This is a genomic window from Massilia phyllosphaerae, assembly GCF_034659755.1.
Classification (GTDB): domain Bacteria; phylum Pseudomonadota; class Gammaproteobacteria; order Burkholderiales; family Burkholderiaceae_D; genus Telluria; species Telluria phyllosphaerae.
Genome location: NZ_JAXSQX010000004.1, coordinates 365259 through 385035, shown reverse-complemented (window position 1 = coordinate 385035; position 19777 = coordinate 365259). Strand labels below are relative to the sequence as shown.

The 19777-nt window shown below is 65.8% G+C and carries 16 protein-coding genes; 8 read left to right on the top strand and 8 right to left on the bottom strand.

What is annotated here, in order from left to right; genetic code table 11:
* Positions 1–10: 10 nt before the first annotated feature.
* The 4 genes from U1H99_RS17510 (at position 11) to U1H99_RS17495 (ending at position 7423) form a co-directional block, all read left to right on the top strand.
* Entirely contained in the window at positions 11–3442 is a 3432-nt protein-coding gene (locus U1H99_RS17510; RefSeq protein WP_323142998.1) for a TonB-dependent receptor, read from the top strand.
* A gap of 179 nt (positions 3443–3621) precedes the next feature.
* The gene (locus tag U1H99_RS17505) at positions 3622–5316 is read left to right on the top strand and encodes a bifunctional metallophosphatase/5'-nucleotidase (RefSeq protein WP_323142997.1); all 1695 of its coding nucleotides are present in this window, start codon (positions 3622–3624) and stop codon (positions 5314–5316) included.
* Between the two features lie 44 nt (positions 5317–5360).
* Positions 5361–6422 carry a S1/P1 nuclease gene (locus tag U1H99_RS17500; RefSeq protein ID WP_323142996.1) on the top strand — a complete coding sequence of 354 codons (1062 nt, stop codon included), beginning with the start codon at positions 5361–5363 and terminating at the stop codon, positions 6420–6422.
* A gap of 140 nt (positions 6423–6562) precedes the next feature.
* Positions 6563–7423, top strand: coding sequence for a MipA/OmpV family protein (locus U1H99_RS17495; protein ID WP_323142995.1), 861 nt, complete (start codon positions 6563–6565; stop codon positions 7421–7423).
* A gap of 106 nt (positions 7424–7529) precedes the next feature.
* Here U1H99_RS17495 and U1H99_RS17490 read toward each other — a convergent pair whose 3' ends face one another.
* From U1H99_RS17490 to U1H99_RS17470, 5 genes are all read right to left on the bottom strand, one after another.
* Complete coding sequence (locus U1H99_RS17490; RefSeq protein ID WP_323142994.1) at positions 7530–8495, bottom strand: ABC transporter permease; 966 nt, start codon at positions 8493–8495, stop codon at positions 7530–7532.
* The gene (locus U1H99_RS17485) at positions 8496–9593 is read right to left on the bottom strand and encodes an ABC transporter permease (RefSeq protein ID WP_323142993.1); all 1098 of its coding nucleotides are present in this window, start codon (positions 9591–9593) and stop codon (positions 8496–8498) included. It lies immediately after the preceding gene.
* A 10-nt stretch (positions 9594–9603) separates the two neighbouring features.
* On the bottom strand, positions 9604–11133 hold the full coding sequence (locus U1H99_RS17480; protein ID WP_323142992.1) for an ABC transporter ATP-binding protein: 1530 nt from the start codon (positions 11131–11133) through the stop codon (positions 9604–9606).
* A gap of 126 nt (positions 11134–11259) precedes the next feature.
* The gene (locus U1H99_RS17475) at positions 11260–12273 is read right to left on the bottom strand and encodes a BMP family lipoprotein (protein WP_323142991.1); all 1014 of its coding nucleotides are present in this window, start codon (positions 12271–12273) and stop codon (positions 11260–11262) included.
* 295 nt (positions 12274–12568) lie between these two features.
* Positions 12569–13555, bottom strand: coding sequence for an alpha/beta hydrolase (locus tag U1H99_RS17470; protein WP_323142990.1), 987 nt, complete (start codon positions 13553–13555; stop codon positions 12569–12571).
* Between the two features lie 201 nt (positions 13556–13756).
* On the opposite strand from U1H99_RS17470, the gene U1H99_RS17465 reads away from it, so the two are divergent.
* A complete protein-coding gene (locus U1H99_RS17465) occupies positions 13757–14056 on the top strand; it encodes a YciI-like protein (RefSeq protein ID WP_323142989.1) in 300 nt (99 codons plus the stop codon).
* A gap of 50 nt (positions 14057–14106) precedes the next feature.
* Here the strand turns inward: U1H99_RS17465 and U1H99_RS17460 are convergent, their stop codons facing one another.
* Positions 14107–15309 (bottom strand): NHL repeat-containing protein, encoded by a 1203-nt coding sequence (locus tag U1H99_RS17460; protein WP_323142988.1) that lies wholly within the window; start codon positions 15307–15309, stop codon positions 14107–14109.
* A gap of 230 nt (positions 15310–15539) precedes the next feature.
* Here U1H99_RS17460 and U1H99_RS17455 point away from each other — a divergent pair, with 230 nt between their 5' ends.
* The 3 genes from U1H99_RS17455 to pcp are packed head-to-tail and all read left to right on the top strand — an operon-like array spanning position 15540 to position 17846.
* Complete coding sequence (locus U1H99_RS17455) at positions 15540–16235, top strand: DUF969 domain-containing protein (RefSeq protein WP_323142987.1); 696 nt, start codon at positions 15540–15542, stop codon at positions 16233–16235.
* Complete coding sequence (locus tag U1H99_RS17450; protein ID WP_323142986.1) at positions 16232–17179, top strand: DUF979 domain-containing protein; 948 nt, start codon at positions 16232–16234, stop codon at positions 17177–17179. The genes U1H99_RS17455 and U1H99_RS17450 overlap by 4 nt, the downstream gene beginning before the upstream one ends.
* A gap of 19 nt (positions 17180–17198) precedes the next feature.
* Entirely contained in the window at positions 17199–17846 is a 648-nt protein-coding gene (pcp, locus tag U1H99_RS17445; protein ID WP_323142985.1) for a pyroglutamyl-peptidase I, read from the top strand.
* Between the two features lie 113 nt (positions 17847–17959).
* On the opposite strand, the gene U1H99_RS17440 is transcribed toward pcp, so the two are convergent.
* Together U1H99_RS17440 and U1H99_RS17435 are read right to left on the bottom strand one after the other, a co-directional pair.
* A complete protein-coding gene (locus tag U1H99_RS17440; RefSeq protein WP_323142984.1) occupies positions 17960–18862 on the bottom strand; it encodes a LysR family transcriptional regulator in 903 nt (300 codons plus the stop codon).
* Positions 18863–18870: 8 nt separating this feature from the next.
* Positions 18871–19776, bottom strand: a complete 906-nt coding sequence (locus U1H99_RS17435; RefSeq protein WP_323142983.1) for a pseudouridine-5'-phosphate glycosidase — start codon at positions 19774–19776, stop codon at positions 18871–18873.
* Position 19777 lies beyond the last annotated feature (1 nt).

Sequence of the window (19777 nt, the reverse complement as noted above, 5' to 3'; positions counted from 1 at the left end):
GGTTTACACAATGGTCTATCAAAAACGGATCCAGCTGACCAAGCTGGCGCTGGCTCTGTCGATTGCTCTGGCGGGCGCTCCGGCCCTCGCGCAGAACACGACTTCGGCAGTCGGCGGCCGTATCTCCGGTCCGGACGGCGCACCGGCCGCGGGTGCTTCGGTGCAAATCGTTCACGTTGAATCGGGTTCGATGAGCACTGTCACGACCGACGCCGAAGGCCGCTACGTCGCACGCGGCCTGCGTACCGGCGGTCCGTACACGATCATCATCACCAAGAACGGCCAGACCGAACGCCGCGAAGGCGTGTTCCTGAACCTGGCGGAAACGGCTTCGGTCGATGCGACCATCGGCGCATCCTCGATCCAGACCGTGAACGTCGCCGGCAACCGTGCCCGCGCCGAAATCTTCAACCGCACCAACATGGGTGCCGGTACCTCGATCAGCAACGCCCAGCTGCAGACCCAGGCGTCGATCAACCGCAACCTGCAGGACTACGCACGCGCCGACCCCCGCGTGTCGCAGACCGACAAGGAACGCGGCGAACTGTCCGTCGCCGGCCAGAACTCGCGCTTCAACTCGATGACCGTCGACGGCGTCGCCATCAACGACACCTTCGGTCTGGAAGCCTCGGGTAGCCCGACCTCGCGTCAGCCGATCTCGATCGAAGCGATCCAGTCGGTGCAGGTCAACGTCGCCAACTACGACGTGACCCAGAAGGGCTACACCGGCGGCAACATCAACGCCGTCACCAAGTCGGGTACCAACACCCTGCGTGGCGGTGTCTATTATGTGTACCGCGACGACCGCCTGGCCGGCAAGCGCTACAACATCGCCAACGATACCTACAACGATCCGGCACCGTTCAAAGAAACCACCAAGGGCCTGTGGGCCAGCGGCGCGCTGATCCAGGACAAGCTGTTCCTGTATGCGCTGAGCGAAGAAACCAGCAGCTCGCGCTCGGCACCCGACTTCGGTCCGATCGGTTCGGGTACCGGCACCACGGTTGCCATTACCCAGGATCAGATCAAGCAAGTCCAGGACATCCTGAAGAGCAACTACGGCGTCAACGCCGGCAACCTGGCAACCGGCGGCGGCCAGTTCGTCTCGCGCGAGCAGATGATCAAGGCCGACTGGAACATCAGCGACAACCATCGCGCCAACCTGCGCTACCAGCGTACCACCCAGGCCGAACCGCAGTACTCGACCTTCAGCTCGACCGGCCTGAGCCTGGATTCGTCCTACTACTCGCAAGGCAAGCAGATCGAGACCACGGTCGCCCAGCTGTTCTCCGACTGGACCCCGAGCTTCTCGACCGAACTGCGCGCTTCGCAGCGTGACTACGACTCGGTCCCGACCAACAACTCGACCCTGCCGGCCATTGGCGTGGCCTTCTCGGGCCTGGTGCCGGCCGGCACCCCGTCCGGCGTCGGTACCGGTACCCGTACCCTGTACTCGGGCACCGACAACTCGCGCCAGAAGAACGTGCTGGGCACCCGCACCCGCGACTACTACGCGGGTGCCAACTGGACGGTCGGCGACCACGAGATCAAGTTCGGTGCGGATTACCAGAAGAACAAGATCTACAACGCCTTCCTGCAGAACGTGTACGGCAACTACACCTTCGGCTGCGACAACAACCTGACCTACACCTCGATCGCGGGCGGCAAGATCAACTGCTCGACTGCGCCGGCAGCCCAGGTGCAAGCCGCGGTGCTGGAAAACCTGCGTACCGGCCGCTACACCGCGTACACCCTGCAAGTGGCTTCGCCTGGCTTCACGCTGGACGACGCGATCGCGCGTTTCAGCATGACCAATACTGGCCTGTTCCTGCAGGATACCTGGCGCGTCAACAAGCAGCTGACCGTGACCGGCGGCTTCCGCCTGGATGAAGTCGGCGTCCAGGGTCGTCCGGTCGCCAATGCACGCGTCGCCCAGGTGCCGGTGTATACCAATGGCGCACGCCAGACCGGCGGCTTCGGCTACAACAACCAGCAGACCATCGACGGCACCAAGCTGTTCCAACCGCGCGTCGGCTTCAACTACAACTTCGACACCGCACGCCGCATGCAGTTGCGCGGTGGCGCCGGCCTGTTCCAGGGCGCCGCGATGTCGGTCTGGCTGGGCAACCCCTACCAGAACGCCGGCGTGGCAACCCAGCAGATCAACTGCTCGAGCACCGGCAACACCCGCTGCCCGGCCGTGGTCGGCACCACCCCGAACAGTGCCTTCAGCACCGACATCAACAAGCAGCCGACCCTGGGCGGCTCGACCCCGCCGCAAGCGGCTGTCGACCTGCTGGATCCGGGCCTGCGCCAGCCGTCGGTCTGGAAGACCAACCTGGCCTTCGAATCGGAACTGCCATGGTTCGGCCTGGTCGCCGGTGCCGAGCTGCTGTACACCAAGACCAAGGACGGTATCTATTACCAGAACCTGAACCTGGGTACCCCGACCGCGACCGGCACCGACGGCCGCCAGCTGTTCTGGAACGCCAGCGGCTTGAACTCGAATAGCTGGAACCCGGGCCTGAACGGCACCACCGTCAAGTCCGGCTTCACCAACACCACCAAGGCGCTGAGCAATTCCAGCTTCGGCAACGTGCTGATCGTGAAGCCGACCGACAAGGGTGAAAGCCGCGTCTCGACCGCGTCGCTGACCTACCCGCTGACCAAGGGCTTCGGCTGGTCGGTGGCCGCCAGCCACACCTTCGCGACCGAAGTGTCGAACCTGACCTCGTCGACCGCGAGCTCGAACTTCAGCGCACGTTCGATCTATAACCCGAACGAAGACGTCGCCGCCAACTCGCCGTATCTGGTGAAGAACCGCATCAACGCGCTGGTGAACTTCGAGAAGGCCTTCTTCGGCACCTACAAGACCCGCCTTGGCGTGTTCTATGAAGGCCGTACCGGCAAGCCGTTCAGCTGGACCTTCAAGAACGACATGAACGGCGACGGCGTGTCGAACAACGACCTGATGTACATCCCGAAAGGCTTTGGTTCGGGTGAAGTCCTGTTCGCAGGTGATACGGCGAGCAGCCACGCCAACGAGCAGCGCTTCTGGGACGTGGTCAACGCCAACAAGGCGCTGAAGAATTCGGCCGGTGGCGTCGTGAACCGCTACAGTGACTTCTCGCCATGGACCAACAGCTTCGACCTGCGCCTGTCGCAGGAAATCCCGGGCCTGTTCGCGCGTAACAAAGCGACCTTCTCGCTGGACTTCCTGAACTTCGGCAACCTGCTGAACAAGAAGTGGGGCCACATCAACGAGATCGCGTTCTTCTCGGCTGGTGGCCAGAACCGCGGCTTCGTCGACTATGCCGGTATCGATCAGGCAACGGGCAAGTACGTCTACTCGGTGCGCTCGGCTGTCGACAGCTACACGGTCCGCCAGACCAAGGGTGAGTCGCAGTGGGCGATCCAGGCAACCGTCAAGTACGAATTCTGATTGTTTGAATTCCTGACTTGAACGTGCAAACGGCCGGTGGCGACACCGGCCGTTTTTCTTTTTATGGAAGGCCGGAATTGCGCGCCCGTAAAGACCGCCGGCCCGGGCTTACATGCAATAATCGCGGGCGCCAAACCACGTACCGCGCACGTTCGCAACAAGATAAGGTGTACTACTCCATGATCCATCTCCGTCCCGCCCGCGCCGGCCTGAGCGCGCTGGCGTTGGCCTTGACGCTGGCCGGCTGTACCACGCCATCCGGCGCACCCCGCGCCGCCAAGCCGGTCGAACTCAACCTGGTCTCCATCAACGACTTCCACGGCAACCTCGAAGCCAGTGCCTATAAACTGGCGCCTCAGGGTGGCAGCGGCACCGAGACCGTCAAGGCGGGCGGCATCGACGTGCTGGGCGGCGCGCTGGCCGCCTTCCGCAAGGAAGACAAGGACCTGCTGTTCGTCGGCGCCGGCGACCTGGTCGGCGCCAGCCCGGCGCTGTCCTCGATGTGGGCGGACGAGCCGAGCATCGTTGCGATGAACCGCATGGGCCTGGTTGCCAGTGCGCTCGGTAACCACGAATTCGACCAGGGCAGCAAGGAACTGCTGCGCCAGCAGCACGGCGGCTGCGATTCGCCGCGTCCTTCCAAGGCGTGCCAGATCGCGACAAGCTTCGAAGGCGCCGGCTTCAGCTATCTCGCCACCAACGTGATCGACCAGGCCAGCGGCAAGAACCTGGTGCCGGGCTGGCGCATCGTCGACGTCAAGGGCGTCAAGGTCGGCCTGATCGGCGCGGTGCTGCAGGACGTGCCCTCGGTGGCGGTCGCTTCCGCGATCAAGGGCCTGTCCTTCCTCGACGAGGCCGACTCGATCAACAAGGTGCTGCCGGCCATGCGCGCGCAAGGCGCACAGGTGTTCGTGGTGTTGATCCACGAGGGCGGCCACACCGGCGAACCCTTCGACAAGGTCAATTGCGACGGCCTCGAAGGCCCGATCGTCGGCATCGTGAAAAAGCTGGATCCGGCGATCCGCCTGGTCCTCACCGGCCACTCCCATAAAGGCTACCTGTGCAAGGTCGACGGCCGCGTGGTCACCCAGGCCGACGCCATGGGCCACCTGCTGTCGCGCATCAAGATGACGGTCGATCCGGTGTCGGGCAAGGTCGAGGACATCCAGGTGCGCAACGTGGTGATGGCGCCGGGCGCCTTTGCACCCGATCCGCAGCTGGCCGCCTACCTGCAGGACGTGCGTGCGCGCAGCCAGGCCGCGCTGGCCAAGCCGGTGGCGCACATCAAGAGCGCCGTGGCGCGCAAGGAAAACGACGACGGCGAGTCGGCGCTGGGCGGCATGATCGCCGACGCCGCCCTGGCCGCGACCCGCAGCCAGGGCGCGCAGGTCGGCTTCATGAACCCGGGCGGGATCCGCAAGGACCTGGAGGTGGGCGAGGGCGGCGTGGTCAGCTTCGGCCAGGCCCAGGCCGTTCTCCCGTTCGGCAATACCCTGGTGGTGCTGGACCTGAGCGGCGCCCAGCTGCGCGACCTGCTCGAGCAGCAGTGGAAGCGCGAGGGGGCGCGCGGCTACATGCTGCAGGTCTCGAACAGCCTGTCCTACCAGTGGGACAGCACCCGCCCGCCGGGCCAGCGCGTGGTGCCGGGCAGCGTCAAGGTCGACGGCAAGCCGCTCGAGGACGGCACCACCTACCGCGTGGTGGCCAACAACTTCCTGGCCGACGGCGGCGACAACTTCCCGGCGCTGGCGGCCGGCACCCGCCGCGTCGACACAGGCATGCGCGACCTGGATGCCCTGATCGCGCACCTGAAACAGGGCGCAGGCGGCGCGTCGCTGGCGGCGCCACAGCCGCGCATCAAGAAGGTGCGCTGAGCGCGCGACTATTGGATAATCAGCTGTCCCATCAAGGAAAGACAATGAAAAAACTGGCATTCGTCATCGCGCTGGCAAGCGCATTCGCGTCGATGGACGCATCGGCCTGGGGCAACGACGGCCACCGCGCCGTCGGCAGCATCGCCGACAAGCTGCTCAAGGGCAGCGCCGCGGAAAAGATGATCAAATCGATCCTGCAGCCGGGCGAGACCCTGGAATCGATCGCCAACTGGCCGGACTGCGTGAAGGGCACCTACTGCGGCCCGCAGACCCCGGACATGATCGAGTACGTGAACGCCAACCCGAAGCACAGCGAGTACCACTATACCGACGTGCCGTTCCAGCTGGATCACTACCATGACCACGCGGTCGGTACCGCCGACGACGACATCGTGCAGACGCTGAAGCAGGCGATCGCCGTCCTGCAGGGCAAGGACACCCCGGCCACCAACCCGCACAAGTTCACCAAGCGCCAGGCCCTGATCCTGATCACCCACATGACCGGCGACATCCATCAGCCGCTGCACGTGGGCGCCGCCTTCGTGTCGAAGGAAGGCAAGTTCGTGGTACCGACCAGTCCGGCGGAGATCGACGAGACCGCGATCTTCGATTCGCGCGGCGGCAACAACCTGCTGCTGGACGACGCCAACCTGGAGCGCATCAGCGCCGGTGTGATTCCGCCGGCGGATACCCCCGTTGTCGTCAAGCCGGGCGTGCCCAAGGCGCTGACCAAACCCTTCCACTCGTACTGGGACAGCACCACCGTCAACTACGCGTTCCGCCGCATCCGCACCAAGACGCCGGACCAGTTCGCGCAGGCGGCGATCGACGGCAAGCCGGCGATCGTGTCGGCCACTGGCGACCTGGCCACCTGGCCCTACCAGTGGGCCGACGACGCGCTGGCCGTGTCGAAGGAAGCGTACAAAGGCGTCACCGTCGGCAAGCTGACCCAGCAGACCAGCAAGAAGGGCGAGACCTATTACACCTGGAACCTGGAAGTGCCGAACGATTACCCAGTGCCGAGCTCGGCGATCGCCAAGACCCAGCTGATCAAGGGCGGCTACCACCTGGCGCAGGTGCTGCAGGCGATCTGGCCGAATTCCTGATCGCTTTGTCGTTCCGCCGGAACCGCCACGGGCCGACCAGCTGGTGGCGGTTCTTTTTTTACAACATCGCGTGGCGTGCGCCGACCTGCATCGTTAGAATGGCGCGTTTACATACCATCCTGTTATTGACGCCGCCACCAATGCGAACCTGTCTCCCTGCCGCCCTTGCGGCCGCCTTCCTGCTCCCCGCCTGCCTGGCCCAGGCCGCCGAACCCGTCGACACCGCCCAGCCGGTCGAGACCAACCTGCCGCTGTGGGAAGCCGGCATCGGCGCCGCGGCCTTCAGCACGCCGGCCTATCCGGGCGCCGACGACCGCTCCAACCGCGGCCTGGTGCTGCCTTTCCTGATCTACCGCGGCAAGACCTTCCGCGCCGACCAGAATGGCGTTGGCGCGCGCCTGCTGAACACCGACAAGGTCGAATTCGACATCGGTTTTTCCGGCTCGCTGCCGGCCCGGTCCAAGGATGTCGAGGCGCGCCGCGGCATGCCGGACCTGGGCACGCTGGTCGAATTCGGTCCGCGCGTGAAATACAAGTTCGCCGACATGGGCGAGCAGGGCAGGATGCGTTTCGAGCTGCCGCTGCGCGCGGTGATCGAGGGGCGCGGCGGCTTGCGCCGCCAAGGCTGGACCATGGAACCGCGCCTGGTGTGGGAAAAGCGCGGCGAGGGTGCGCGCTGGACCCTGGAGGGCCAGCTGGGCGCCGTGTTCGGCGACGGCCGCATCAACCGCTATTTCTATGAAGTCGCGCCGCAGTACGCGACGCCAGACCGTCCGGCCTATCGCGCGGATTCGGGGCTGCTGCTGGTGCGTACCGGCTTGTTTGGCACCTGGCGCATGAATCCGGACCTGCGGGTGTTCGGGTTCGTGCGTTACGAAAGCTATTCGGGGGCGGCGAACCAGGACAGTCCGCTGATGAAGAAGTCGACCGGCACCTCGGCTGGCCTCGGATTCGCATGGACGTTTGCGCGCTCGGCGGCGCGGGCCCGCGCGGCGGAATAGGATTTATACGCTGGCGGAACGCGTGGACGGGAAACCCGTCCACCCTACGTTTGCGCCGAGGTAGGGTGGACGGCTCCGCCGTCCACGCGTTCAACGGCGGTAGATTTTACCGCGACTTCACGAAAGGCTTGCCGGCCGCCTTCGGCGCCACCGACTTGGCCATGAATCCGGCCAGCACGATCACGGTAACCACATACGGAATCATCTGGATCAGCGAACCCGACACCTGGCCCACCAGCGGCAGGTCGACGCCTTCGAGCTGGATCTGGATCGCGCCGAACAGGCCGAACATCAGGCAGCCCAGCACGGTGTGCAGTGGACGCCAGTTGCCGAACACCAGGGTGGTCAGCGCCAGGTAGCCGGCGCCGGCCGACATGTCGCGCAGGAAGAAGCCGCTCTGAACGATGGCGAGGTAGGCGCCCGAGAACGAGCACAGCACGCCGGCCACCAGCATCGCCAGATAGCGGGTGCGCTCGACCGAGACGCCGGCGGCGTCGGCCGCATGCGGGTTCTCGCCGCAGGCGCGCAGGCGCAGGCCGAAGCGGCTGTGGTAGATCACCCAGTGCACGATCGGGATCAGGATAAAGGCCAGGTAGACCAGTGCCGACTGGCCGCCGATCACGTGGCCGTACAGCCAGCCGACGAAGGGGATGTTGTCCAGGGCCGCGGTGCCCGGCAGGACGATGTCGAACAGGCGCGCTTCGCGCAGGTCCGGGGTGCGGCCGCCTTCATGGAAGAAGAACTGGGCCAGCACGAAGGTCAGGCCGCTCATCGCGATGTTGATCGCGATGCCGCACACCAGCTGGTTGCCCTTCTGGGTGATCGATACGAAGGCCTGGATCATGGCCAGGACCACCGACACGCCGACGCCGGCCAGGATGCCCAGCCACGGGTTCTGCGTGGCATACGCCACCGAGGCCGAGGCAAAGGCCGACGCGAGAATCTTGCCTTCCAGGCCGATGTCGACCACGCCGGAGCGTTCGGCGAACAGGCCGGCCATCGCGGCGAACATCAGCACCGGTGCGTTGCGGATCGTGGAGACCACGATACTGGCGATGTGAAAGTCTTCCATTTATGCTTCCTTGGTAGTACTGGTGCGGGTCAGGTTGAGCAGCTTCATGATCGCCGGGGCGTAGAAGTTCTCCATCGCGCCGCAGAACAGGATGATCAGGCCCTGGATGAAGACGAAGGTCTCCTGCGGGATGTTCGGCTTTTCCAGCGACAAATCGAAACCGCCCTGGATCAGCGCGCCGAACAGCACCGACGACAGGAAGATGCCGACCGGGTGCTGGCGGCCCATCAGCGCGATCGCGATGCCGACGAAGCCGGCGCCGGCCGGGAAGTTGAGCGACAGGTAGTGCGTCGAACCCATCACCGAGTTGACGGCGCCCAGGCCGGCCAGCGCGCCCGAGACCAGCATGGTGACGATGATGGTGCGGCTGATCTTCACGCCGGCGTAGTGCGCCGCGTGCGGATTCAGGCCGGTGGCGCGCAGCTTGTAGCCCCACGACGAGCGCCACACCACGATGCCGTAGATGACGAGGGCGGCGATCGCCAGCAGCAGGCTGATATTCAAGGGCGTGTCGCCGAACACCGGCAGCACCTTGTTCAGCAGCGGCAGCGCGGCGCTGTCGGCGAACACGCGCGAGGCCGGGTTCTGCTGGCCTTCCGGGATCAATTTGAGGATCGCATAGTTCATCAGGCTGGCGGCGATGAAGTTGAACATGATGGTCGTGACCACCACGTGGCTGCCGCGTTTGGCCTGCAGGTAGCCCGGAATGAAGGACCACAGCGCGCCGAACAGCGCGGCGCCGACCATCGCCATCGGGATCAGGAGCCAGCCGGGCAGGCTGGCGTCGAAGGCCAGCACGGCCAGCGTCAGGCCCAGGCCGCCGACGTACATCTGGCCTTCGGCACCGATGTTGAACAGGCCGGCCTGCATCGCGATCGACACGGCCAGGCCGGCGAAGATGAAGGTGCTGGCGTAGAACAGCGTATAGCCCAGGCCTTCCGGATCGAGGATGGCGCTGTCGACCAGGATGCGCAGCGAGTCAAGCGGGCTTTCGCCGAGCAGGTGGATGACCACGCCGGCGACGATCAGTGCCGACAGCAGGTTCAGGATGGGCAGGACGAAACCCGTGGCCCAGCGTGGGAGTTCAGTCTTTTTCATGTGAGCTCGGTTATGACTTGTGCAGGCCGCCCATCAACAGGCCGATGCGGGTGGTGTCGAATTCGTCGACCGGCAGGATGCCGGTAATGCGGCCGCCCGACATCACGATGATGCGGTCGGCCAGGGCGCGCACTTCTTCCAGCTCCACCGAAGACAGCAGGATCGCCACGCCTTCGTCGCGCAGGCGCAGCAGCTGGGTGTGGATGCTTTCGATGGTGCCGATGTCGACGCCGCGGGTCGGCTGGCCGATTAGCATCAGCTTCGGCTTGGCCGCGACTTCGCGCGCGATCACGACCTTCTGCTGGTTGCCACCCGAGAGCAGGCCGATGCGCAGGTCCGGATTGTTGGGACGCACGTCGAAGGTCTGCATCAGCTGCGCGCAACGCTGGGCGATGCGCTTGAAGTCGAACAGGCCCCAGCGGTTCTTGACGTGATCCTGGTAGCCGAACACGGTGTTCTGCATGACCGAGAAATCCTTGATCACGCCGTCGCGCAGGCGGTCTTCGGGCACGTGGCCGATGCCGAGGTCGCGGAAGGTCGCTGGCAGGCCGTCGGCATTCGCGCGGCCGCCGTAGGGCAGGGCCTGGCCGAGGAAGTCGACGCTGCCGGACGTCGGCAGGCGCATGCCGGACAGGATCTCGAGCAGTTCGCTCTGGCCGTTGCCGGACACGCCGGCGATCGCCACCACTTCGCCGGCGCGCAGCGTGAAGTCGATATCCGACAGCAGCTTGACGCCGTTGGCGTCCTGCAGCTGCAGGTTCGACACCTTCAGCACTTCGGCGCCAGGCTTATACGGGGCGCGCGGCAGTTCGCTCTGCAGCGGACGGCCGACCATCATGTTGGCCAGCTGCTCTTTCGAGGTGTCGCGCGTCTGCACGGCGCCGACCACGCGGCCGGCGCGCATCACGGTCACCTCGTCGGTGATGTCCATGATCTCCTGCAGCTTGTGGGTGATCAGGATGATGGTCTTGCCCTGTTCCTTGAACAGCCGCAGGATCTCGAACAGCGACGCCGTTTCCTGGGCGGTCAGCACCGCGGTGGGCTCGTCCAGGATCAGGATGTTGGCGCTGCGGTAGATCTGCTTCAGGATCTCGACGCGCTGCTGGGCGCCGACCGACAGATCGTGCACGGTGGCCAGCGGGTCGACTTCCAGGCGGTAGCGGTCGCAGATCTCGCGCAGCCTGGCCTCGACCGCGCCGCGCTGGCTGGCCAGCTTGAAGCCGCCTTCATTGCCGAGCATGACGTTATCCAGCACCGTCATGTTCTCGACCAGCATGAAGTGCTGGTGGACCATGCCGATGCCGAGCGCGATCGCTTCGTGGCTGGTGCGGATGTCCTGCGGCTGGCCGTCGATCAGGACCTGGCCACTGTCGGCGTTGTAGTAGCCGTACAGGATGCTCATCAGGGTCGACTTGCCGGCACCGTTCTCGCCGATCACGCCATGGATCGAGCCGCCGGCGATCGAGAAACTGACGTCGGCATTTGCCTGCACCGCCCCGAAGGCTTTGCTGATGTTGCGGAATTCTACGGCTGGCTGCATAGCGCTCCGTTTTTGGTAAGCAGAGTAATCAAAGGAACATTCATTCAAAAGCGCGCCGCGCCGGTGGAGTTCCGGCGCGGCGCGCTTGGTCACTAACTAAATACGGGGTAAAGCTTGATGCGGGCTTTATTGCGGGCAGGAGCCGGCGGCGCGGTAGTCCACCACCTTGATCTTGCCGCTGACGATGTCCTCGCGGGCCGCCAGCACACGCTTCTCGATCTCGGGCGTGACGACGCTGCGGTTGTACTTGTCGAGCGCCCAGTCGACGCCGCCTTCCTTCAGGCCTTCGAAGGTGATGCCCGGGGTGAACTGGTTCTGGTTCGCCTTGACCAGGGCTTCGTAGGTGGCGTTGTCGACGCGCTTGACCATCGAGCTCAGCATGGTGCCCGGGTACAGGTAGTTCTGGTTGGAGTCGACGCCGATCGCCAGCTTGCCTTTTTCCTTGGCCATCTGCAGGGCGCCCATGCCGGAGCCGCCGGCCACCGCGAACACGACGTCCGAGCCGCGGTCGAACTGGGCACGTGCCAGTTCGCCGCCCTTGGCCGGGTCGTTCCAGGCCGCGCTGGTGGTGCCGACCATGTTCTGCATGATCTGGATTTTCGGGACGATGGCTTTCGCGCCCTGGGCATAGCCGCAGGCGAAGGCGCGGATCAGCGGGATGTCCATGCCACCGACGAAGCTGATGGTCTTGGTCTTGGAAGCCATGGCGGCAGCGACGCCGACCAGGTAGGAGCCTTCCTGTTCCTTGAACAGCACCGAGTTGACGTTCTTGCCCTGGGCATTGCCGTCGATGATCACGAAGTGCACGTTCGGGTATTCGGCCGCGATCCGCTGCACCGGCTGGGTCTGGGAAAAGCCGATCGAGATGATCAGCTTGAGCTTCTTGCGCGCGAGGGCGCGCAGCACCTGCTCGGCCTGGGTATCGTAGTTGGCCTGGGCTTCAAATACCTTGATCCCGGTTTCCTTCGTGAAGCGGGTCACGCCTTCGGCTGCCGACTGGTTGAACGACTTGTCGAACTTGCCGCCGGCGTCGTAGACGATCGCGAGCTTGGCACCGGCCATGTCGGCCGACGCACCGGCGCTGGCGCAGAGCGCCGCAATCGCCAAACCAAGTTGCTCCAAACTCCGCTTGAATCTCATCAATTGCTCCTGAATCCTCTATTCTACCCGGCACAACGGTCGAGCTGGGAGATAGCAAAGACCGTGGGGGCATGGCACGTTGCCAGCGGACTGTGTCAGCCCGTGGATGCCGACCACATGCTGCAGACCCGGATAACGGAGACATTCGCAGCCAAACTTGGCAACTATGCATTACCCAGTTTATTTGTGGCAAATATGATTTTACTTCGCAATTTATTTACTTGAAATATAAATGGCGACAACTTTCTGCAATTTCTCACAGAAAACCACAGCGGAATGTGGTGGGGGGCGTGGTTTATTTGGCGGCGAGGGGCAGGACAGGCAGAACGGGCAGGACGGCGGCCGCGGCGGCGGCGGACAGCACCGGCGCGCTGAGCACCGGCACGGCCGTGTCGGCGGAAGCGGCCGCGGTCGCCAGCATGGCGTCGGCCACCGACGGCACCGCGATCGGCATCGCGAACTGCGTGGTGAGGAAGCCGGCGATGCGGCTCTGGGTCGCTTCCAGGTAGGGGATGTTCATGTGGTCCGAGTCGGGCACGACGTCGTCGCCGCACAGCCGCGCCAGCTTGGCGACCAGCTGGTCGGTGTGCGAGTGCGGTACCACATCGTCGCTGGCGGCGCGCAGCACATAGGTCGGTGCCTTGAGCGAAGGGGCATACTTGATCGACTCGAAGCGGTGGCGCAGCATGTACTCGATCGGCATCACGCGGAACTTGCGCTTGGCGATGGCCAGGATCGAATCGTAGGGCGTGATCAGGACCACCGAGTGGGCCGGCCGCTCCTTGGCGACCTGCACCGCCACGCCGGAGCCGAGGCTGCGCCCGACCACGGCGATGCGGCGCGGATCGACGTGGGCGCGCCCGGCCATCCAGTCGAACAGCATGCAGCCATCCTCGATCATGTGGATCTCGGCCGGCACGCCGTGCGATTCGCCATAGCCGCGGTAATTCACGGCCAGCACCGCCATGTTGGGGAACAGCTTGCCGGCATCGCGCACCACCCACGACACTTCCTCGGAACGTCCGCCGAAATAGATCACGGCCGGATGCTGGCCCGGCGCCAGCGGCGTCATCAGCCAGCCGCAGAGGCGGGTGCCGTCCTTGGCACGCAGCACCACGGGACGGGTGCGGTGACCGCTGCTGCGCGGACTCTTGACTTCACGCTGGACGGTCGGGTTGAACACCAGGCGGCGCTGGTTGGCCGCGACCGCAGCCGTCAGGCCCAGCCACAGCATGCTGGCAAAGCCAGCCATTCCCGCCGCAATCTTGTTTCGAGTGTCCATGGAACGAGTTTAACTCTGCATGTTGCATAATTCTGTGCGTTCCTTCGCAAATGGGCGACGAAGACCGCCCGAATGCGCAAAAGGTGGCCGAAAAGCAACATTATTGCCAATAATGTGAAGTCAACGCTTTCCGAGCAACGCTCTGGTTTCGGCTACCATGGGCACTCGCTCGAGGCCGAGCATTCTGAGGAGAGTTAACACATGCATTACCTGCTGATCTATGAACTGGCGCCCGACTACCTGGCGCGCCGCGGCGAATTCCGCGACGAACACCTGCAGCTGGCCTGGGATGCCCAGGAGCGCGGCGAGATCGTGATCGCCGGCGCCCTGGCCGATCCGGCCGACCAGGCGATCCTGCTGTTCAGCGGCGACTCGCCGGCAGCGGCCGAACGCTTCGCCAAGGCCGATCCCTACGTGGCCCAGGGCCTGGTGACGAGCTGGCGCGTGCGCCAGTGGAACACGGTGATCGGCACCGACGCCGCCAACCCGGTTCGTCCCTGATACGTCCCGTCGTTCCCACCTGCGCGGGAACGACGTGCGTGCTGTGCCAATCATTTTGCCGCCAGCAGCTTCAGCACCACATTGTGCGTGGTGACGGCCACCGAGCCGTCCGGCGCCAGCGTCACGCCGATCGGCCGGTCGAGGCCGCCGGGCAGGGCGCCCAATACGATGCCGTTGCGCCCGGCCACGCCGGCGATGGTGCTAGTCACGTTGTCGAGGTTGATGCGGCGGATGGTGGCGTTGCCGGTGTCGGCCACATATAAATCGTTGCCCTCGACATCGATGCCGGAAGGCGAGCACAGGCGCGAGACGCCGGGGCTGCCGTCGTTGGCGGCGCACTGGCCCGGCAGGCCGGCCAGCGTCGACACCCTGCCTTCGGGCGAGATCATGCGCACCGTCGAATTGCCGGTGTCCGCCACGTACACATTGCCCCAATAATCCACGGCCACGTCCTGCGGATCGCAGAAGCGCGCGCTACCGCTGTCGTTCCCACTGCGGCCGTAGCCATCGGCACTGCCGCACACGCCCGGCGCCCCGGCCACCGTGCTGACCCGGCCGTCGCGGTCGATGCGGCGCACCGTGTGGTTGCCGCTGTCGGCCACCCACAGGTTGCCCCAGCGGTCGAGTGCGATGCCCTTCGGATTGCAGAAGGTGGCCTGGGCGCCGCTGCCGTCGCTGCTGCCGCAACTGCCGCTGCCGCTGCCGGCCAGCGTGACGACGGCGCCAGCCGGCGTGATGCTGCGGATGGCCGAGTTGCCGGTGTCGGTGACGACCAGGTTGCCGTTGGCGTCGGTTTCCAGCCGGCTCGGGGCGTTGAAGCGCGCCGCGCCGCCGCTGCCGTCGGCATAGCCCGGCGCGCCGGCGCTGCCCGCCAGCGTGGTGACGACGCCCTGCGGCGTGATCTTGCGGATGGTGGCGCTGCTTGGCTCGGCCACGTACAGGTTGCCGGCGCCGTCGGCGGCGATGCCCTGCGGGCCGTCGAAGCGCGCCTGCGAACCGGTGCCGTCGCGCGAGACGCTGCACACGCCGCAGATGTCGCCGGCGATCGGGAACAGCCCGGTCGCGCCTTGTGGCCGGTCCGGCCAGCTGGGCCAGTCGGGATGGTCAGGCCAGTGATCGGGTCCGGCATGCCAGCCGAAACCGATGCCGACGCCGACGTCGCCGTTGCAGCCGGCGAGCGCGATTGCCAGCAGCAGCGGCAGGGTGCGCAGGCGCCGGGCCCAGGTGGGGGTGCGTAAGGTGATCGGTTTCATGGCAAAAGCCTCGCGTGGGAATCCATTCGCAGCTTAGCGAGCGCACCTATTCGGCGTCATGCGCACACGCAAAACGCACCGGCAGCGCTTGTGCATGTCGGCGATCACGGCGCGGCAAAGCGACGCTGGCGCTAGCTGAGCGGAGTGCGCGCAACGAGGCCCTTGCCGCGCCTAATGCTGAGGTAATATCTCCGCAATAATTGTTCAACTTGAAACGCGACAGGAATCCCATGCACACTGCCGTCAACCTGTGGCCGCTGCTCGGCATCGCCGTCGTCGTCGCCGGCTTCCTGCTGCGCGCCCATCCGGTGCTGGTGACGATGGCAGCCTGCGCCGTCACCGGGCTGGCGGCCTCCTTCCCGGTCACCCATATCCTGGAATCGCTCGGCACCGCCTTCCTGAAAACCCGCAACCTGCCGCTGATCCTGCTGCTGCCGCTGGCCGCGATCGGGCTGCTCGAGCGCGCCGGCCTGAAAGAGCATGCGGAGGCCAGCATCGCGCGCATCCAGTCGGCCACCACGGGGCGCCTGCTGACCGTGTACCTGTTCGTGCGCGAACTGGCGGCCGCCTTCGGCCTGACCAGCATCGGCGGTCATCCGAACATGGTGCGCCCGCTGATCGCGCCGATGGCGGAAGCGGCGGCGGAGTCGCGCGTGGGCAGCCTGCCGGACGCGCTGCGCCAGCGCATCCGGGCGATGAGCGCGGCCACCGACAACGTCGGATTGTTCTTCGGCGAAGACGTGTTCGTGGCCTTCGGCGCGATCGTACTGATGCAGACGATCTTGCGCGCCGAGGGGCTGGAAGTCGATCCGCTGCACATGGCGCTGTGGGGTATCCCGACCGCGCTCAGCGCCTTCGTCATCCATGCCTGGAACTTGCGCCGGCTCGACCGCCGCATCTTCCTCCAAGCCGGGATGCGCAAGTGATCGCGCTCGACTTTTTCTACGTGCTGGTCGGGCTGCTGTTCGCCGCCACCGCGCTGATGAACCTGCGCGACGGCAGCAATCCGCGGCGCTTCGCGACGGCCGCGTTCTGGGGCCTGTACGCGCTGGTCTACCTGGCCGGCGAGCGCCTGTCCCCCTTCGTGGCGGGCGTGTTGATGGTGGCGATGGCGTTGCTGGCCGGATGCAGCCTGGTCAGGCCGGGCAAGCCCGGAGCCGTGTCGGAGGAAGCGCGCCGCGCCAGTGCCGCGCGGCTGGGGCACCGGCTGTTGGTGCCGGCGCTGGCGATCCCGCTGGTGACCATGATCGGTTCGACGCTGCTGAAGGACGTGCGCATCGGTGCCGAGCCGCTGCTGGACCCGAAAAACCTGACCCTGGTCAGCATGGGCTGCGGCGCCATCGCCGCGCTGGCGCTGGCCTGCGGCGTCACCCGCGCGACGCCGCTGCAGGGCGTGCGCGAGGCGCGGCGCCTGATCGACGCCATGGGTTGGGCGGTGGTGCTGCCGCACATGCTGGCCGTGCTCGGCCTGCTGTTCGCCGAAGCCGGCGTCGGCAAGGCGGTGGCCGCGGTCACGACCAGCGCCATCCCGATGGACTCGCGCCTGGTCGCGTGCGCCGCATTCTGCGGCGGCATGGCACTGTTCACCGTCGTCATGGGCAATGGCTTCGCCGCCTTTCCCGTGATCGCGGGCGGCATCGGGATTCCGGTGCTGGTCGGGGTGTATCATGCGAATCCGGCCGTGATGGCGGCGATCGGCATGTTCAGCGCCTATTGCGGCACCCTGATGACGCCGATGGCGGCCAACTTCAACGTGGTGCCGGTGGCGCTGCTCGACCTGCCGGACAAGAATGCCGTGATCAAGGCCCAGCTGCCGACCGCGTTGCCGCTGCTGGGCGTGAATATTTTGCTGTTGTATTTCCTGATGTGATGTATCAATGAGGCCAAGAATGACCAAGACCGTACTGCTCACCGGATTCGAACCTTTCAACGGGGCCGACGTCAATCCTTCCTGGGAGGCGGCGCGCGCGCTCGACGGCTGGAGCGGCCCCGGCTTCCAGGTCGCGGCGCGCGAACTGCCCTGCGTGTTCGGCCGCGCCAACCTGGCCCTGTTCGACGCCATCGACGCGCTGCAGCCTGACATCGTGATCGCGGTCGGCCAGGCCGGCGGCCGCCACGAAATCTCGGTCGAGCGGGTCGCGCTCAACGTCGACGATGCGACCATTCCCGACAACGCCGGCCAGCAGCCGGTCGACGCCACCATTGCCGACGGCGGCCCGGCCGCGTATTTCAGCACGCTGCCGATCAAGGCCATCGTGCGCGCGTTGCGCCTGCGCGGCTTCCCGGCCGGGGTCTCGCAGACCGCCGGCACTTTCGTGTGCAACCACGTGTTCTATGGCCTGATGCAGCATGCGCAGGCCAGGGGAATGAAAGCCGGCTTCATCCACGTGCCTTTCCTGCCGCAGCAGGTGGCCGGCCGCGCCGATGCGGCGCCGTCGATGGCGCTGAACGACATCATCGACGGCCTGCGGATCGCGGTCGAGGTGGCGGTGGGCGTGGAGTCCGACGTGGCGGAAGCGGGCGGCGCCACGCATTGATTGTTGGCGATTCAAGCGCCGGTCGAACGCGTGGACGGGGAACCCGTCCACCCTACCGTAACGCAGGTATAGGGTGGACGGCTATGCCGTCCACGCGTTCAAGCAGCGGCTGATTATTCCCCAGCCGGGTGCAAAATCTTCAAAAACGCCCGCACCACCGGCGCATCGTCCTGTGACGGGTAGGTGATGTACAAATTGGCCGACGGCGCGTTCTCGCGGATCGGCAGGAAGCGCACCCCCGGCCAGCCGATGCGGCTAGTGGTCTCCGGCATCAGCGCCACGCCCAGTCCGGCGCCGACCATGGCCAGCAGGGTCTGCGGCTCGGCCGCTTCCTGGAAGATGGTCGGCTGGAAGCCGGCGTTCACGCAGCACTGGATCAGGTAGCGCGGCTCGGCCGACTGGTCCAGGTGCAGGCTGAGCATCGGTTCGGTGGCGATGTCGATCAGCTCGATGCTGGTACGCTGCGCCAGCGGATGGCGCGCATTGATCGCCACGCACACGTTCTCGCGGAAGGCCAAGTCCTGGCGCAGGTTGGCGTGCTTCAGCACGTCCTCGTCGAGCCGCGGCTCGCGCCAGAAGCCGACGTCGATCTGGCGCGCGCGCAACGCTTCCCACTGGTCGTTTGGTCCGAGCTCGTGGATGGTCCAGGTCACGCGCGGAAACTGGCTCTGGAACTGTTCGAGCAGGCCCGGGATCGGGCCCCACATCGCCGAGCCGACGATGCCGACGCGCAGGCGCCCGACCTCGCCGCGGTCGATCTGGCGGATGGTGTCGATCGTCATGCGCATGCGGCCGAGCAGGTCGGCCGCTTCCTGCATCAGCGCCTTGCCGGCCACCGTCAGCTCGAAAGTGCGGGTAGTGCGCGCGAACAGGCGCACCCCCAGCTCGCTCTCGAGCTTCATGATCTGCTGCGACAGCGGCGGCTGCGAGATGTGCAGGCGCTCGGCGGCGCGGCTGAAGCTCTTTTCTTCGGCCACTGCCAGGAAGTATTTCAGCTGCTTCAGGTCGATCGACATGGTATTTTCTAGTTGAGCGCGACGGCCAGCCGGGCGCCGACCAGCGCGTTGTGCTTGACCAGCGCGATGTTGGTCGCTAGGCTGCGCCCGCCGGTGAGTTCCTTGATGCGGGCCAGCAGGAAGGGCGTGACCGCCTTGCCTTTCACGCCCTGCGCATCCGCGTCGCCCAGGGCCTGGGCGATGATGCCGTCGATCTCGCCGTTCTGCATCGCCATCTCTGCCGGCACCGGATTGCTGACCACCACGCCGCCTTCCAGGCCGAGCTGCCACTTGGTCCGGATAAAGCGTGCCTGCTCCTCGGGCGCGTCGATCTGGAAGTCGGCGTTGTAGCCGCTGTCGCGCGTGAAAAAGGCCGGGAAGCCGGGCTGGCCGACGCTCAGCACCGGTACGCCGTGGGTTTCCAGGTATTCCAAGGTCAGGCCGATGTCGAGGATCGACTTGACGCCGGCGCAGACCACGGCGACGCTGGTGCGCGCCAGTTCCTGCAGGTCGGCCGAGATGTCGAAGCTGGTCTCGGCGCCGCGGTGCACGCCGCCGATGCCGCCGGTGACGAAGACCTCGATGCCGGCCAGCTGCGCGCAGATCATGGTCGCGGCCACGGTGGTCGCGCCCAGCTTCTTTTGCGCCAGCACGTAGGCCAGGTCGCGCCGGCTCACCTTCAGCGCATCGCCGGCGTTGCCCAGCACTTCCAGCTGCTCGTCGGACAGGCCGATGCAGATCTTGCCGTCGATGATGGCGATGGTGGCGGGGACGGCGCCGGCGTCGCGGATCACCCCCTCGACTTCGCGCGCGGTTTGCACGTTCTGCGGGTAGGGCATGCCGTGCGAGATGATGGTCGACTCGAGGGCGACGATGGGTTTGCCGGCGGCGCGGGCGGCCTGCACTTCGGGGGAAAACTGGAGAAAGGCTTGCATG